The following is a 16515-nucleotide window of genomic DNA, read 5'->3' as shown; positions in this document are numbered from 1 at the left end:
GCCTTCCGCGCGTCAGGCCGGCGTTCAACGATCAGCGTGACATTGTTTTGCCCGAATCTGCCGTCCCGATGAGGTGTTTTGGACGGCTCTGGGAGGATCTGTGGAACGAAAGACTGTGAAGGGGCTCGTCCTCTTCACCGCGGCGGCCACGGTGCTGGCCGTTGCGCCGGCAAGTGGTGCCTCGGCAGCGCCGGCGGCCGAATCGGCGGGCGCCGCGAAGATCACCTGGGGGCAGTGCGAGAGCCCCGGCCTGCAGCGCCGCGGCGCTGAGTGCGGCCTGCTCGACGTCCCGCTCGACTACGCCAAGCCCAACGGCAAGAAGATCCAGATCGCCGTGTCGCGGATCAAGGCCAAGGTCGCCGCGAAGGACTACCAGGGCATCATGCTGGTCAACCCGGGCGGCCCCGGCGGCTCCGGCCTGACCCTGTCGGTGCTGGGCGAATACGTCCCGAACGGTGCCGGCGAGGCCTACGACTGGATCGGCTTCGACCCGCGTGGCGTCGGCTCCAGCGTTCCCTCGCTGTCGTGCGACAACGACTACTTCAACGGGCCGCGTCCGGAGTACATCCCGTGGAACCAGAGCATCGAGCAGACCTGGCTCACCCGGTCCAAGAACTACGCCAAGGCCTGCGGTAAGGCCGGCGGCGCGCTGCTGGACCACATGACCACGGTCGACTCCGTCAACGACATGGAGTCGATCCGCAAGTCGCTCGGCGCCAGCCAGATCAACTTCTACGGCTTCTCCTACGGCACGTACCTCGGCCAGGTCTACGGCACGCTGCACCCTTCTCGCGTGCGCCGCATGGTGCTCGACGGCAACGTTGACGTGCGGAAGGTCTGGTACCAGGCCAACCTCGACCAGGACGTGAACTTCGAGCGCAACGAGAAGATCTGGTTCGGCTGGCTTGCCAAGTACGACAGCGTCTACCACCTGGGCACGACCGCCCAGCAGGTGGAGCTGCGCTGGTACGCGGAGCAGAACAAGCTGCGCAGTGCCCCGGCCGGGGGCGTCGTCGGGCCGGACGAGTTCGCCGACATCTTCCTCTACGCCGGCTACTACCAGTCGACGTGGCTGGAGCTGGCCGAGGCGTTCGCCGGCTGGGCCAACGACAAGAACACCGACCTGATCGTCGCGGCGTACGAGAACTACGTCGGGCCCGGCGACGACAACGGCTTCGCGGTCTACAACGCGGTGCAGTGCACCGACACCCAGTGGCCGCAGAGCTGGAGCACCTGGGAGCGCGACAACTGGCGCACGTTCCTGAAGGCGCCGTTCATGACCTGGGACAACGCCTGGTACAACGCGCCGTGCCTCTTCTGGCCCGGCAAGGTGTCCAAGCCGGTCAAGGTCGACGGCTCGAAGGTCCAGAGCGTGCTGTTCGTCGGCACGACGCTGGACGCGGCCACGCCGTTCGAGGGCAGCCTCGAGGCCCGTCGCCGCTTCCCGCACGGCGCCCTCCTCGCGGAGGTCGGCCAGACCACGCACGCCAACTCGCTCAACGGCAACGAGTGCGTGGACAACGCGATCGCCGACTACCTCGCGACCGGCAAGCTGCCGAAGCGCAAGGCCGGCGACAAGCCCGACGCCACCTGTGACGCGCTGCCGCAGCCCGACCCGACCGCGGCGTCGCTGCAGGCGAAGTCGCTGCGGGCGGACAGCAGCGTGACGGTGCGGGAGCCGCTGTACCCCGTGCATCACTAGGGTTGTTCGACAGAAAGGGCGCGGGGTTTCCCTCGCGCCCTTTCTGCTGTCCTGTGCTCTTTCTGCTGTCCTGTGCTCTTACTGCTGTCCTGTGCTCTTACTGCTGGACGATGAACTCGACGCGGCGGTTGATCGCTTTGGCCGCGTCGCTGGTGTCGGGGACCTTCGGGCGGGACTCGCCGAAGCCCTTGGAGCTCATCCGCTCCGCCGCGATGCCCTGCGCGACCAGGGTGTCGAGGACCGTCTTCGCGCGGGCCTCGCTCAGCGCCTGGTTGCGCACCTCGGTGCCGGTGCTGTCGGTGTGCCCCTCGATGCTGATCCGGATGCTGGGGTTGGCCTTGAGGATCGACGCGACGTTCGCCACGACGGCCTGGCCCTGCGGGGTCAGCGTGGCGCTGTTGTTCTCGAACTCGACCGTCGGCAGCGCCACCAGCTGCGTCTGCACCTGCTCGGCCTTCGCCTCGCCGATCGCGAGGTCGTTGCGCACGATGCCGGTGACCTCCCGGGCCGCCGCCTCCGCCTGGTCCTTGACCTGCTGTGACACGACCGTGCCGGTCAGCGTCACGGTGCCGCCCTGCAGGTCGACGACGCCGGCCTTGGTCTCCTTGCCCAGCGCCGCGAGCACCGGCGCCAGCGCCGCGACCTTGACGCCGTCGCTGCTGCGCTTGGCATCGACGGTCACCTCGTCGAGGACGTTGTCGGCGCCGAACGCGGTCTTCGCCGCGTCGCCGAGCGTGGACTTGGCCGCCGCGTCGGACACCGTGCCGGTCAGCGTGACCTTGCCGGCGTCGACGAGCAGCTTCACCGCGACCGGCGACGGCGGCACCTCGACCTTCGGCGGCGCGATCACCGTGACGACCCGGACGCCTTCGACGCCGCCGGAGACCTCCTCGGCCTTCTGCTTCTCGTCGGCGGAGTCCACGCGGACCGTGCCGTCGCGGCCGGTGAACGACACCTCGGCGTCGATCCCGGCGTTACTCAGCGCGACCTTCGTGTGGTCCGTCAGCACCGCCTCGATATGGTGCCGGAACGGCACCTCCGCGGCGCCGACGAGCGCGGCCAGCCCCACGACACCGACCACGATCGGCACCCACGGGTTGACCTTGCGCAGCTCGTGCCGCACGGTCCGGGTGGTCGTCGTGGCCGCCATCAGGCTTCGCCGCCGGCGGCGGGCTGCTTCGCGGCGGGGTCGCGACCGGCGATCAGGTAGTCGGTCAGCGCCTTGAACTCCTCTTCCTTGCCGTCGGCGAGCAGCCGCGCCTGCCGGGCCCAGGTGAAGATGCTGGGCGCGAAGTGCAGGTTGGCGTTCTCGATCGCGGTGCGCAGCGTGTCGACGTCGGAGTCGGCGAGCTTCACGTACGTGCGGATCCCGGCGGCGAGGAGCGCGGCCGACATCTTCGGGCCGATCCCTTCGATCCGCTGCAGGTTGTCCGGCGGGCCGTCGTCCACGGCCACCGCCGCGACGACCGGCTCGGCCTCGTCCGGCGCCGCGGCGGCGACCGGCTCGGGGACGACGACCGGCTCGGGCTCGGGGACGACGACCGGCTCGATCTCAGCGACCGGCTCGACCTCGACGACCGGCTCGACCTCGGCCACCGGCTCGGGCGCCACGACCGGCTCGGCCTCGACCACCGGCTCGGCCGGCTTCTTCGCGGTGGGCTCGCGGCCGGCGATCAGGTAGTCGGTGAGCGCCTTGAACTCTTCTTCCTTGCCGTCGGCGAGCAGCCGGGCCTGCCGGCTCCAGGAGCCGATGCTCGGGGCGAACCGCAGGTTGGCGGTGGCGAGCGCATCCTCCAGAGTGGACCGCTCGGCGTCGGCAAGCGCGGCGAACGTGGTGATCCCGGCCGCCTTCAGCGCCGCCGCGATCTTCGGGCCGATGCCCTCGATCCTGGCGAGGTCGTCCTCTGCCTTGGGCGCGTCCTCGACGACCGGGGCCGCCGCGAACGCGGACTCGATGTCCGCGACCAGTTCGTCATCCACAACGACCGAGTTGTCCACAGCGGCCGGCTCGGCCTCGGCGACGGGCTCGGGTTCGGGGGTAGGTTCGGGTTCGACGGCAGGGACGGCCTCCGCGACCGGCTCGGCCTCGGCAACCGGCTCGGCCTCGGCAACCGGCTCGGCCTCGGCAACCGGCTCGGCCTCGGCGACCGCGACGGGCGCCGGGTCCTCGACCAGCGGGTCGCTCGCCGCGGGCTCGGCCGGCAACGGCTCGGCCGCGGAAGCCGTGACCGTCGCCGGCTCCGGCTCGGAGTCGGCGACAGGCTCAGCCACCGGCTCGGAGTCGGCCACCGGCTCGGCAACGGGCTCGGCAACGGGCTCGGCGATCGGCTCGGCCACCGGCTCGGGGTCGGCGATCGGCTCGGCCGGCACGGCGGCGACGAGTGATTGGGGGGTCGCGGGAGTGGTGGTGGTTTCCTGGGAGCGAATCCGGCGCACCTGACGGCCCCACCAGAGGTAGCCGACGAGCAGGCCGAGTAGGAACGCAATGACGATGAACAGCAGTGACTGGTTGATGAACCAGGTCACGACGGGCCTCCGGGGGAAAGTGACCGACGCGTGAAAGGGGGAAGTTTGCGGGCAGCCTTCCATACCTCGATGCTTGGCAACAGAGCCGGAAAGACGGCACGACCTGCCGGTTCTGTCTGTTCGCTCACGGCGTCGGCGGGGCGGCCCGCCACCCTCGGAAGCATTTGCGCTGATGAGAGGCCATGTGACGGGCAGTGACGGCCGGAACAGCGGAAAATCCGTGCAACCGTGGATGCGGTGCCGATGGAAAGCTTGGTGCTGAAGCTCACGACAAGCGGGTGAACTGGAGGTCGACGGAGCATGGGCAAGACGACACGGGTCCTGACCCTGGCGGCGATCGCGGCTGCGGCGGGTGGGGTGGCGTGGGCGCTGCGTGACCTTCCGGCGCAGCTGGGCGCCGTGGCCTCGGGTGCGCGGGCGGAGCGGATGCGGCGGTCCCCGCAATACGGGGAGGGCAAGTTCGTCAACCCGGTGCCGCGGGAGATCCTGCCGGACGGCGCGATGGGCGCGGCCTTCAAGGAGCTGATCTTCGGGCAGCAGCCGCGGCGGCCGAAGGGGGTGATTCCGGTGGTGAAGCCGGCGTTCCCGGCGAAGCAGGACGGCGACCTGCACGTCACGTGGCTGGGGCACTCAACGGCGCTCGCGGAGGTCGAGGGCGTGCGGGTGTTGTTCGACCCGGTGTGGAGCGACCGCTGCTCGCCGACGTCGTTCGTCGGGCCGAAGCGCCTGCACCCGATGCCACTGGGCGTCGAGGAGCTGCCGCGGATCGACGCGATCGTGATCTCGCACGACCACTACGACCACCTGGACCTGGCCTCGATCAAGGCGCTCGCCAGGAGCCAGCAGGCACCGTTCCTCGTGCCGCTCGGCGTCGGGGCGCACCTGGAGCGCTGGGGCGTGCCGTTGGACCGGATCGTCGAGCTGGACTGGGACGAGTCGGTGGACGTCAGGCACGTCACGCTGACCGCCACGGCGGCCCGGCACTTCTCCGGCCGCCGGTTCACCCGGGACGGCACCCTGTGGGCGTCCTGGGCGGTCAAGGGCGAGCGGCGCAGCCTGTTCTACACGGGCGACTCCGGCTACTGGGGCGGCTACAAGGAGATCGGCGAGCAGTATGGGCCGTTCGACGTGTCGCTCATCCAGGTGGGCGCGTATGGCGACGCCTGGCCGGACATCCACATGAAGCCCGAGGACGGGGCGAGCGCGCACCTCGACGTGCGGGCCGGGGTCCTGATCCCGCTGCACTGGTGCACGTTCAACCTGGCGGTGCACGCGTGGTCGGAGCCGGTCGAGCGGTTGCTGGACGAGGCCGCCGCGCGGGACATCACCCTGGCGATCCCCCGGCCAGGTGACCGGATCAACATCGACGCGTTGCCGGCAGTTGAACCGTGGTGGCGCGCGATTGCGTAAGGATTAAATAGCCAGGTCAGGGCACGTGTCAGGGCACACACGCCAGGACCCGACAAATGACTGGCGGATGCGACCCTCCCGACGTACTGTATCGATACAGAAGGTTCTGGATCGATGCAGAGAAGGGAGGGGCCTGAATCATGAAGGCGACGTTGCAGACCATCGCCGACGAGCTCGGCGTGTCACGCAGCACGGTGTCCAACGCATACAGCCGACCGGATCAGCTCTCTCCTGAGCTGCGCGCCAGGATCCTCTCGGCGGCGCAGCGGCTGGGCTACTCGGGTCCCAACCCGACGGCGCGCTCGCTGCGCAGCGGCAAGGTCAACGCGATCGGTGTGCTGCTGACCGACAACCTGTCGATGGCGTTCACCGACCCCTATGCGGTGGCCTACCTGCGCGGACTCGCGGAGGCGGCCTCGGCAAGGGAGACCTCCCTGCTGCTGCTCAACCTGCCCAAGGACGAGGCGGCCGGCCGGCGCGTCATCAGCAACGCCGCCGTCGACGCCTTCTGCCTCTACTGCGTCCCCGACTGGCACTCGGCGCTGGAGCTCGTCCGCTCCCGCGGCGTGCCGGTGGTGATCGGTGAGGACCCGCAGGCGTTCGGGCCGGAGGCGAGCTACGTCGGCATCGACGAGCGCGCGGCGGCCCGGCGGCTGGGCGAGCACATCGTCAACCTCGGCCACCGCGACATCGCGGTGGTGGCGCACTGGATCGTCGACGACGGCGTGTCCGGGGGTAGGACGGGACAGGTCCACGCCGACCCGGACGACCTGCGCTACTACGTGACCGGCGAGCGGGTCCGCGGCTTCCGCGACGCGTTCCTGGCCGCGGGTGTGCCGTGGGAGCGGGTCGTGCTGATCAACGCGGCGGGCAACCAGCGCGAGGAGGGCGCCGAGGCGGCGGCCCACGCGCTCGACCGGCTCGACCGGGCGACCGCGGTCCTCTGCACCTCCGATGTCCTGGCCCTCGGCGTGCTCGACGCGCTGCGGGTCCGGGGCCTGCAGGCCGGCCGGGACGTCTCGGTCACCGGCTTCGACGACATCCCGGAGGCGGACGCCGCCGGGCTCACCACGATCCGCCAGCCCAGCGTCGAGCGCGGGCGGCTCGCGGGCGAGCTGCTGCTCGACCCGCCCGAAGACCCGGTGCTGCGTCGCCTGACGCTGCCCGTATCCCTGGTGGTCAGGTCGACCACCGGACCCAACACTGCCAAGGAGAAGTCATGACCCCGATCGCCCTGATCATGTCGCTGGAGGCCGTCCGCCTGGAGGCGAACTCGGCCATGCCCAACGCCCCCGTGATCGACGACCGTCGCCGCGAGTCGGTGACCATGGGCAAGATGCGCAACTTCACGGCTCGCACGCTGCGTCGCGCGGCCGACCGAGTCGAGCCCACGCCGGCCCTCACCTACGGGTAATTTGGTCCAGCTGCACAGAAAGAGCCGGGGCGGTCCGCCCCGGCTCTTTCGTCGTCGTGCGGGAAACTACAGTCGTGCAGGAAACTACGACTGCTGCGAGGCGTAGTCCGGGGCGTCGGCCCGGGCGGTGTTGGCGCGGGCGCCGAGACCGATCGAGTCGTAGTCCTGGCGGTTGGTGACCCGCAGGATCAGGGCCCAGACGATGCCGATGACCGCGACCGCGCCGTAGGCCGCCGGGAACGCCCAGACCGCGGCGTTCTCGGTGCCGGGCTGGAAGCCGAGCAGGCCGCCGAAGTTGTCGACGACGAGCCAGATGATGTATCCGAGCGCCACCGTCGACAGGATCGGCGCGATGAGCCGGGCCCAGGCGCCTTCGCCGCGGGTGTCCTTCACGAAGTAGAAGATCACCGACAGCGAGGTCGCGAAGACCAGGAACAGCACGCCGACGCCGCCGGAGGTGCCCAGCCAGAAGAACAGGTTGAGCATCGGGTCCCAGCCCTGGACCGCGAAGAGCACGAGCACGGCGAGCGCGATCAGGGTCTGGAAGACCGAGCCCGCCGCCGGGGCGCCCGAGCGGGCCCGGGTGCGGCCGAAGAACGCCGGGAGGACCCGCTCACGGCCGAGCGCGAACGCGTAGCGCGCGGTCGTGTTGTGGTAGCTCAGGGCCGCGGCCGCGATGCTGGTGGTCAGCAGGATGAGGCCGAGGTCGGCGGCCCAGGCGCCGCCCTTCTCCGCGAGGGTCGGGAAGAAGGGGCCACCGGCCTGGGCGATCTCCGGGGTCTGCGCCATCGGCACGGTGGCGTCCACGCCGATGCTGACCGCGGCGGCCCAGCTGGTGACGGCGTAGGACACGACCATCACGGCGAGGCCGAGGAACGTCGCGAGGGCGACGGTCCGGTTCTTGCTGCGCGCCTCCTCGGCGAAGACCGGTGCGGCCTCGAAGCCGACGAACGCGGTGACGGCGACGGCGAACGCCGGGCCGGCCGCGTCCTTCAGCGAGCCCCAGGTCCACGGCTCGAGGCTGACGCCTCCCTCGGCGGGGTTGCTGAGGAAGATGAAGTCGAAGATCGTCACCGCGATGAGCTCGGCGCCGAGCAGGACCATGAGGACCTTGCTGTTGACGTCGACGCGCAGCAGGCCGAGGACCGCGACGACGAGCCAGAGCGCGAGCGCCAGGATCCACCAGTCGACGGTCAGGTCCGCCTTCTCCGCCAGGATGACCGAGGCGAAGAAGCCGAACGCGCCGTAGAGGCCGATCTGCAGCAGGTTGTAGGCGAGCAGCGCGACCAGCGAGCCACCGACGCCGAGCGGCCGGCCGAGGCCCTGGGAGATGTAGCTGTAGAACGCGCCGGCGTTGGTGATGTGCCGGGACATGGCGACGTAGCCGAAGCTGAACAGCGCCAGGACGACCGCGATGATCACGAAGGCGAGGGGGAAGCCGGTGACGCCGACCCACCCCCACGCCGAGGAGACGAGGGCGCCGACCACCATGAGGGGGGCGGCCGCCGTGAGGGCGAACATGATGACGGACGGCACGCCGAGACGGTCTCGGGCCAGTGCCTGGGATACCACGCTCGGTCGCGCATGCGACGTTGCGGACATCGATCCTCCAGGGGTTTTGAGGGGGGAAGGGGGAGAGGGAAGTCCGCTAACCGCGCTGCGACAGGACCGCGTCGCCGACCGCCGACTCGACCTGGAGGATCAGGTCTCGCAGCGGTGGCGGCAGTGCGCTGACCGCCTGTTGAAGTCTTCTGACGCTGCTCTGGTCGGTGTCCCACAGGACGTGACCGGACAGCCCGGTCGCGTCGGCGAGACCGGCCAGGGTGGTGTCTGCGACCCGCATCGGCTCGTGACCGGTGAGCAGGCGGCGCAGTCGCACCACCCGCCCGGCGGGCAGGTTGATGTCGGTGGCCACCCAGCGGGTCGAGCTGCGCAGCAGCCGCCGCACCTGGGTCTGCTCGACCAGCCCGACGCGGGCGAGCCGCTGGCCGACCGCGTCGACGGCGGTCTGGCCGAGGAAGAGCAGCCACGTGCGGATCTCGCGGTGCTGCGTCTCAGCGATCATGGTGGCGAGGTTGGTGTGCGCCAACGGGTCCGAGGGAGGCTCCCGGCTGATGATCCGGAGCCGGTCGCCCTCGCAGACGATCCGTTGCTCCAGGACCAGCTCGCCGAGCATCGCGCCCGCGAGACCGAGTTCGACCGCCCGTTGCGACAGGCGGGATCGACCGTCCCGGTCGTCGTGCGCGATCAGGAAGAAGTCATCGGCAAGCAGCATCCGCCCGCACTCCTCGAAGAGGGCAGGGTGAATGGCGCCACGAACCCCAGCCTGGCGCGCACTGTCACCACACTTCCGTCTTCAGCTCAGTTTGGTCCCGAAAGATCTCCCGGACCCAACGCGAAAGCATGCACGGCTGGACGTGGCCACGCAACTTATGTAATGAGGATTTGAATCAACGGCCATCCGGTAAGTGATATTGACGGCTGGCTCAGCCTGCAGAGGCTACCGAGCGTGATCAGTCCTAATTCGGGTCCAAACGTCACCGCCTCGTACCCTGGGTAACATTCGGATCCGTACGGTCGAGGGCATTGTTGCGCATTACCCGCTGATGATTGCGGTACAGAAGTCACCCGTCGATATTGCGCTGGGTAACCGGCGGGGGACACGCGTGCGGGCCGGCTCCCACACGGCGCGTGATGAGAGTCGGCCGCACGTCGCGAAAGGTCAGACAGTCGCTTCGGCCGCCTCGTCGACCGCTTCGAGCAGCTCTTCGAGGGCGTAGCCGCCGTCGTGGCGGATTCCGTTGATGAAGAACGTCGGCGTGCCGTTGACCCCGCTGCGGACCCCACCGACGAAGTCGCGGCGCACCCGGTCGAGCAGCACATGCGCGCCGACCTCGCCGGCGATCTCCTCCGACGGCAGGCCCAGGCGCTCGACCCCGACCATCAGCTGGCGCGGGTTGATGCTGCGCTGGTGCTCGAAGAGCCAGTTGTGCACCGGCCAGAACTTCCCCCGGGCCGCCGCCGCCTCCGCGACCTCCGCGGCCAGGTCGGCGTAGGGGTGGACGTTGGTGAGCGGGAAGTGCCGGTAGGTGTACCGGACCGTCTCGTGCCGCAGCCGCAGCAGGTCCTGCACGATCGTGTGGGCCATGCCGCAGTAGGGGCACTGGTAGTCGCCGTATTCGACCAGCGACACCTGACCGTCGGACAGGGTGTGATCGTCGGGCCCGACCGGCACCACCAGCCGGGCCACGGTCACCTGGAACGGGGTCGTGGTCACAGCACCGGCCGCCGTCCGCTGTCGATCCCGGTCAGCCCGTCGAGGGCGTTGAGGATCCCGTCGGCCCCCGGGTTGATCCCGGAGGGCGCGACCTGGCTCCAGGCCACCATGCCCTCACCGTCGAGCACGAAGAGGGCCCGCTGGCAGACCCCGCTCTGCTCGTCGTAGACGCCGTACTGCCGGGCCACCTCGCCCTTGGGCTCGAAGTCCGCCAGCAGCGGAAACGTGATCCCCCGGTCCTCGGCGAAGGCCCGGTGCGACCAGACGTTGTCCACGGAGATGCCCAGCACCCCGGCGTTGTAGCGCTCGAACTCCGGCATGACCGCCTGATACAACGCCATCTGGTCGCCGCAGACCGGGCTCCAGTCGGCCGGATAGAACGCGAGCACCGCTGGGCGGCCACGGAACTGGGTCGTGCCGGTCCGGTGGTCCGGCGCGTCGGGCAACTCGAAGTCGGGCGCGCGCTGTCCGGCCTGAAGGACGGTCGGGGGCACCGACTGGGATACAGAACCGCTCATACCTCAACGGTTCGCCGTGCCGCCGCAGGGCGGGTCACTAGGCCGGGGTGACCGTGGTGACCTTGAACGGGCTGCCGGTGCACTGCGACTCGAAGCCGGGATCGGGCAGGCCGGTGACCTTGACCTTCTGGCCGGCCCGGAGCCCGGCGGCGGGCGGGCCGATCAGCAGCCACACGACCTTGTCCGTGACCAGCTCGACGCAGGCACCATCGAGGCGGATCTGGCCGGTGGTGGTGAGCACGGAGAAGTCGTCGGTCGGCTCGTGCGGTGCGGTGGTCTTCGGCACCCCGGACGGCAGGGTGGTGAGCACCGAGGCGCCGGGGCTGGGCGCGGCCTTCGACCCCGAGGGCGACGGCGCGGGCGTGGACGAAGGGGACGGCGACGGAGCGGCGGCCTGGTCAGTGGACCTGGCGGCGCATCCGCCCAGCACCAGGGATACGGCGAGGAGGAGGCCCAGTGTGCGGTTCATAGCACTTGGACCTCCTCCCGCCGTACCTGGTTCCAACTAGCGACTATCCGCTCAGCCGGTGATCTTGACCTTCACGGTGGTGCCGTTGGTCGACACAACCTTGATCTTCACACCGTTGTTGGGGACCTTCACACCGTAGTACGTGCTGGTGGCCGGGTCCTCGCTGTAGTAGTTCTTGCTGTCGTCGAACGTCGCGACACCGTTCTGGCCCCGGATGTAGCTCGGGGTGGCGTTCGGGCCGTAGTGCAGGGTGAACGAGCTGGCCTTGGTCGTGCCGAACGTCGCGTCGTAGCCCTGGATGCGCGGACGCCACGGGGTGCCGTCCAGCTTGTAGATCAGGTCAGGGTGCGCGTCGACCGGCAGGATCAGGCCACCGCCGTGGTGCTGGCTGGTGTTGTTGTCCGAGTAGGAGGTGTCCCAGTAGGTCACCAGGAGGCCCTGCTCGTACGGGAAGTGCTCCACCAGGTCGGGCTTGGCCGGGAAGCCGAAGTTGTACGGCCCGGTCTTGAGGTACTGGTCCCAGGACACGTACTGACGGTTCGAGGCGATGTAGAAGTTGTCGAACGCGGTGGTCAGCGTGCTGCCCACGGCGGTGAAGCCGACCGCGGTCCAGCCGTTGGCCCCGGCCTCGGCACCGTCGGCGAAGACGGTGGTCGCGCCGTTGGTCACCTTGATGTCGTCGGCGAAGAAGCCCTGGCCGCCGGCAGCACCATCGGTGAAGTAGTGGAACCGCAGGCCGACCGTCTTGCCCGCGTAGGCGGACAGGTCGAACGTCGCCGGCACGAAGCCCGCGCTGGTCCCGTCGATGCCGTTGCCCTCGGCCGCGGTGGTGATCGAGCCCGGGATCGACTTGAAGCCGGTGCCGTCGTCCACCTCGACGTAGGCGTAGTCACACGCGTCGGGGCCGCAGTCCTCGATGTCCCACGCCGCCTTGAAGCTCAGCGTCGTCGTGCCCGCGGGGATCGCGACGGTGCGGGCCAGCGAGTTGTTGAGGTCGTCGCCGGATCCGCTCCACCATGACTTGGTGCCCTCCGGCGGAGCCGGGAGCTGGGTCACGATCTGCTTCTTCGGCAGGACCACGACAACGGCCTGGGCCTTGTTGCTGTTGTACTCGTGCGGCCCGAGCTCCAGCGTCTTGTTCTGCCCCGCCACGACGATCTCGTAGTCGAGCCAGCCGAGCTGCAGCTTGTCCCAGGCGCCGAGGTCGGCGGCCCGGTCGGCGATGTTCTGGTCGCCCGGCTTGCTGACCCGGCTCTGCGCCATGATGGTCCACCAGTTGACCGGGTTCTCGGCGTTGCCGCCGGCGCCCGAGGTGTCGTAGTGGTCCGGCAGACCGAGGTCGTGGCCGTACTCGTGCGCGAACACGCTCAGGCCGCCGTTCTCGGGCTGGATCGTGTAGTCACGCACCCACAGACCGGTGGTGCCGATCTGCGTGCCGCCCATCTGGTTGAACGAGGGGCCGCTGGTGAAGTTCTGGAACGCCGCCCAGCGGTGGCTCCAGATCGCGTCCTCACCCTGGTACGGATCGCCATCGGCCTGGTCGCCACCGGAGTGGACGATCTGGAAGTGGTCGATGTAGCCGTCGGGCTCGTTGAAGTCGCCGTCGCCGTCGTAGTCGAACCGGTCCCACTGGTCGTAGGAGGCCAGCGCGGCCTTGATCTGCGCGTCGGTCTTGCCCTGCGCCTGCTGGCCGGCGACCCACGCGGTGATCGCGTCCTGGATCAGGTACCAGGTGTTGCTGCAGACGTTGCTGGCGCACGGGTAGCCGTTGCTGCGACCGTACCGGGCCTCGTTGTACGGGACCTTGACCCAGTCGGTGACGAGACCCTCGACGCTGTAGCGGCCCGAGGACTGCTTCTCGTAGTACGTCTTCAGCGACTCCGCACCGCTACCGGTGGCGAAGTACTTGTTGTAGAAGTACTGCTGGCTGAAGTCCTGCTCCCAGACGGTCGAGTTGTCGACCGACCGGTCCGGGGCGGGGATCGCGTTGTGCAGCGGCCCGTCGAACGTGGTCGGGCCAGGAGTCGCGGCGGACGTGTCCTGGTCCGGGTAGCTCGGGTGCCGCGTGTTGCCGAACTCGGCGAGCACGACAAAGATCTTGTCGGTCTTCTCTCGGCTCAGCTCGACGTACTGGTCGACGCGGGCCTTCTTGGTCTTGGTGTCGCCACCCTTACCGGTCTGGCCCTTCTGGCCGATCTTGACGACCGTGCTGGATCCACGCTTCTCCGGCGTCGCCTGGCCGCTCAGGATCTGCGAAATCGCGACCTCACGGGATTCGCGTCGCTTCTCCTCCAACGGGTTAGGCAGCTCGTCGGAGGGTGACGCGGCGTCGGCTACGGACGGTCCCCCGGCTGCCGGCACCGCGAATGCGGCACCACCACCGACGAACACCCCCATACCCGACGCAAGCGTGAGACTCAAAAGTCCCACGGTCAACTTACGCACAGGTACCTCCCTGGTGGGGCGAAAGCACCCAGGCATGATGTCGATGCCTCGATGCACCTGTCGCGAGAGACTAGGGGGTCCTTGTTACCTGTAAAGATCAACAACGGGGTATGCGCATACATGAAAGGGTCGAGGCAAGGGTGAACCCAGCTATTGAGCGCGGTCTCTCAATGCGGCGAGATCATGGACGATCACGTGCAGTCGACCGGTCTGGATCCAGCCCTCCTCACGCAGCGTGCGCAACGCCTTCGTGACGGCCTCCCGGGACGACCCGGTCCAGCCCGCGAGCTCGTCCTGCGACAGCGGCAGGCTGATCCGCAACCCTTCGTCCGTCTGCTCGCCGAAGCGCTCCGCGAGCTCGACGAGCCGCGCCGCGACCCGTCCGGTGGTGTCGTAGGCGCCGAACTCGATCCGCTTGCGGTCCGCGTCCCGGACCCGGCGGATCACCTCCCGCATGAGCAGCATCGAGACGCGGGCGTGGCCCAGCAGGTAGCGCTCGAACTCCGGCGTCGGCACGGCGAGCGCGGTCACCGGCTCCAGCGCGGTGACGGTCGCCGACATCGGGCCGCCGTCAACGGCGGAGAACTCGCCGAGCAGCGCGCCGGGCCCGCGCACGGCGAGGACCACCTCGGTGCCGGAGGCGGTGTCGGAGGAGACCTTGACCCGGCCGACCTTGAGGATGATCACCGACTCGGAGCGGCTCGCCTCGCGGTAGATGACCGCGCCGCGCTTCCACTGCCGGCGGTGCCCGGCCGCCTCCATGGCGGCCTGCTCGTCGGCGCTCAAAAGCTCGTAGAACTCGGTCACGACGCCAAAGTCTCCACCACATATGCCCGGACTGTCTGTCGGCGACCTTTCACTTCGAGGTCCCCGAGGGGGGTCGCGACCACCTCGCGGAGCGCGTCGAAGGTGGCACCGCCGATGACGACCTGACCCGGCTCGGCGATCGTCTGCAGCCGCGCCGCGACGTTGACGGCGTCGCCCATCGCGTTGAAGCCGCGCAGCAGCTCGCTGCCGATGTTGCCGACCAGTGCCGGGCCGGTGTTGGCGCCGACCCGGAAGCGCGGCCAGCCGGGGTGCCCGGCGGAGATCACCCGGACCGCGTCCTGCATCTGCAGGGCGGCCCGGACCGCCCGCGTCTCGTGGTCGTCCTGCCGGGCGGGGGCGTTGAACAACGCCAGCAGCGCGTCGCCGACGAACTGCACGATCGTGCCGCCGTTGTCGAGGATGCAGGGCACCGCGACCCCGTGATAGCGGTTGAGCATCTCGACGATCTCGCCCGGCTCGACCGCCTCGGAGAAGGTCGTGAAGCCGCGCAGGTCGGCGAAGAGGGCCGTCACGTCGACCAGCTGCCCACCGAGCGCCGCCTGGTCCGGGTCGGCGAGCAGGGCGGCCGCGACGTCCGGTGACATGTACTGGCGGAAGAGCGTGGACAGCTCGCCGTAGAGCCGCGAGTTCTCCAGGCCGATCGACAGCTGGTTGGCGAGGGTCGCGCGCAGCTCGGGCCGGCCGGTGGCGGGAATCCGCACGCCCCCGGCGGTCTTGCCCTTCACGGTGAGCGGCAGCACGTCGGTTCCGGTCACGCCGACAACACCGCCGGAGACCAGGCCGATCTCGACGTCGCCGAACGACGGCCGGACCGCCTCGACCGCCGAGCGCAGGAACTCCTCCTCGCCCGCGCCGACACGGGCCTGCTCGCCGACGGTGACGAGGGCGCCGAGCCGGCCGGACAGGTCCCGCTCGGCGAGCAGCGCGGCGGCGGCCCGGTCGAGGACCTCCGCCTGCTTCTCGGTGAGGCCGAAGCGCGCCGCCATCCGCGCCGCGAGCCGCTCGGGCCGGCCCCCGGCCTCCGACTCCTGCAGCGCGGTGACGAGCTCCTCGAGCGCCGTCTCGTACTGCGCCCGGATGCGCCGGGTCGTCTCGGCGACCGCGATGCCGTCGAAGAGGCCGGCCGCGCTGCCCTCGCGCCGGTACTGCACGTAGGCGGAGTACCCGACGAAGAGGAACGCGGCGGTCAGGATCAGGTGCCACTCCCACCACGACAGCCGCCACTTGTCGGCCAGGGTCACCGCCAGCATCGCCTCGGCGAGCAGCGCGAACGCGGTCACCACGGACATCAGGACCACGCCGGGCGCACGCCGGTACCGCAGGTAGAAGCGCACCGCGGCGACCAGGTACAGCACGACCGCCGCGTAGGAGGCGAAGACCATCGGGCCCTCGACGTCGCGCACCTGGGTCTGCCGGTTGAGCGGCGGCAGGTCCAGCACCGACAGGACGACCCACGCGAACAGCACGATCGCCAGCAGCGGGCGCAGGGCCAGCTGCCATCGCGTGATGCCGGCCGGCAGTCGCATTGACGACACCAGCGCGAGCACCGAACCGATGATCAGGCCGACCGCCATCGCCATGTCGAAGCCGGCGTTGGGGTGCGCGACGAGGACCTTCGGCGTGGCGAGCGCGTGCGCGAAGAGGAAACCGGCACCGGCCAGGAACACCAGCGAGACGAGGAACAGCCGCCCGTCCTGGCGGCGGCGCGCGGCGACGCTCATCGCGACCCCGACCGCGATGTTGACCGCGGCGACGATCAGGACCAGCCAGAAGTGGGTCTGGTGGTGCTGCATGATCAGATCCGCGCCGGGCCGGGTCAGCAGCAGCCACAGACCCGCGAGGGGCAACGCGAGGTGGGTCGCCCACACCACGGCACGAGGCATCGAACGCACCAATCTCTGAGCTGGTCACTTTGGCGACATTGCA

14 protein-coding genes are annotated in these 16515 nt (G+C 69.6%); 4 read left to right on the top strand and 10 right to left on the bottom strand.

Going from position 1 to position 16515, the window contains the following annotated elements:
- Positions 1-100 precede the first annotated feature (100 nt).
- Positions 101-1702 (top strand): alpha/beta hydrolase, encoded by a 1602-nt coding sequence (locus Dsi01nite_RS23515; RefSeq protein WP_239136119.1) that lies wholly within the window; start codon positions 101-103, stop codon positions 1700-1702.
- 97 nt (positions 1703-1799) lie between these two features.
- On the opposite strand, the gene Dsi01nite_RS23510 is transcribed toward Dsi01nite_RS23515, so the two are convergent.
- Positions 1800-2852 (bottom strand): OmpA family protein, encoded by a 1053-nt coding sequence (locus Dsi01nite_RS23510; RefSeq protein WP_203848397.1) that lies wholly within the window; start codon positions 2850-2852, stop codon positions 1800-1802.
- On the bottom strand, positions 2852-4228 hold the full coding sequence (locus Dsi01nite_RS23505) for a helix-hairpin-helix domain-containing protein (RefSeq protein ID WP_203848396.1): 1377 nt from the start codon (positions 4226-4228) through the stop codon (positions 2852-2854). Before Dsi01nite_RS23505 ends, Dsi01nite_RS23510 begins: the two co-directional genes overlap by 1 nt.
- Before the next feature lie 300 nt (positions 4229-4528).
- Between Dsi01nite_RS23505 and Dsi01nite_RS23500 the strand changes: the two genes are divergently transcribed.
- The 3 genes from Dsi01nite_RS23500 (at position 4529) to Dsi01nite_RS23490 (ending at position 7052) form a co-directional block, all read left to right on the top strand.
- Positions 4529-5638: an MBL fold metallo-hydrolase gene (locus Dsi01nite_RS23500; protein ID WP_203848395.1), complete on the top strand. Its 1110-nt coding sequence runs from the start codon at positions 4529-4531 to the stop codon at positions 5636-5638.
- Positions 5639-5778: 140 nt separating this feature from the next.
- Positions 5779-6861, top strand: a complete 1083-nt coding sequence (locus Dsi01nite_RS23495) for a LacI family DNA-binding transcriptional regulator (protein ID WP_203848394.1) — start codon at positions 5779-5781, stop codon at positions 6859-6861.
- Complete coding sequence (locus Dsi01nite_RS23490) at positions 6858-7052, top strand: hypothetical protein (protein WP_203848393.1); 195 nt, start codon at positions 6858-6860, stop codon at positions 7050-7052. Before Dsi01nite_RS23495 ends, Dsi01nite_RS23490 begins: the two co-directional genes overlap by 4 nt.
- Positions 7053-7136: 84 nt before the next feature.
- Here the strand turns inward: Dsi01nite_RS23490 and Dsi01nite_RS23485 are convergent, their stop codons facing one another.
- The 8 genes from Dsi01nite_RS23485 to Dsi01nite_RS58725 all read right to left on the bottom strand — a co-directional run bounded on the left by Dsi01nite_RS23485 (position 7137) and on the right by Dsi01nite_RS58725 (position 16472).
- Entirely contained in the window at positions 7137-8654 is a 1518-nt protein-coding gene (locus Dsi01nite_RS23485; protein WP_373318818.1) for an APC family permease, read from the bottom strand.
- A gap of 46 nt (positions 8655-8700) precedes the next feature.
- Positions 8701-9327: a GOLPH3/VPS74 family protein gene (locus tag Dsi01nite_RS23480; RefSeq protein WP_203848391.1), complete on the bottom strand. Its 627-nt coding sequence runs from the start codon at positions 9325-9327 to the stop codon at positions 8701-8703.
- 447 nt (positions 9328-9774) lie between these two features.
- Positions 9775-10329 (bottom strand): DsbA family protein, encoded by a 555-nt coding sequence (locus tag Dsi01nite_RS23475; protein ID WP_203848390.1) that lies wholly within the window; start codon positions 10327-10329, stop codon positions 9775-9777.
- Positions 10326-10847, bottom strand: coding sequence for a peroxiredoxin (locus Dsi01nite_RS23470; RefSeq protein ID WP_203848389.1), 522 nt, complete (start codon positions 10845-10847; stop codon positions 10326-10328). Before Dsi01nite_RS23470 ends, Dsi01nite_RS23475 begins: the two co-directional genes overlap by 4 nt.
- 37 nt (positions 10848-10884) lie before the next feature.
- Positions 10885-11316 carry a hypothetical protein gene (locus tag Dsi01nite_RS23465; protein ID WP_203848388.1) on the bottom strand — a complete coding sequence of 144 codons (432 nt, stop codon included), beginning with the start codon at positions 11314-11316 and terminating at the stop codon, positions 10885-10887.
- A 51-nt stretch (positions 11317-11367) separates the two neighbouring features.
- Entirely contained in the window at positions 11368-13611 is a 2244-nt protein-coding gene (locus tag Dsi01nite_RS23460; RefSeq protein ID WP_308442092.1) for an immune inhibitor A domain-containing protein, read from the bottom strand.
- Positions 13612-13911: 300 nt separating this feature from the next.
- On the bottom strand, positions 13912-14568 hold the full coding sequence (locus Dsi01nite_RS23455) for a Crp/Fnr family transcriptional regulator (RefSeq protein ID WP_203848386.1): 657 nt from the start codon (positions 14566-14568) through the stop codon (positions 13912-13914).
- Positions 14565-16472 (bottom strand): adenylate/guanylate cyclase domain-containing protein, encoded by a 1908-nt coding sequence (locus Dsi01nite_RS58725; protein WP_308442091.1) that lies wholly within the window; start codon positions 16470-16472, stop codon positions 14565-14567. Before Dsi01nite_RS58725 ends, Dsi01nite_RS23455 begins: the two co-directional genes overlap by 4 nt.
- Between the last annotated feature and the right edge of the window lie 43 nt (positions 16473-16515).

This window comes from Dactylosporangium siamense, assembly GCF_016862795.1.
GTDB lineage: Bacteria > Actinomycetota > Actinomycetes > Mycobacteriales > Micromonosporaceae > Dactylosporangium > Dactylosporangium siamense.
The sequence above is the reverse complement of the archived record's forward strand: the minus strand, read 5'-3'. Positions and strand labels throughout refer to the sequence as shown.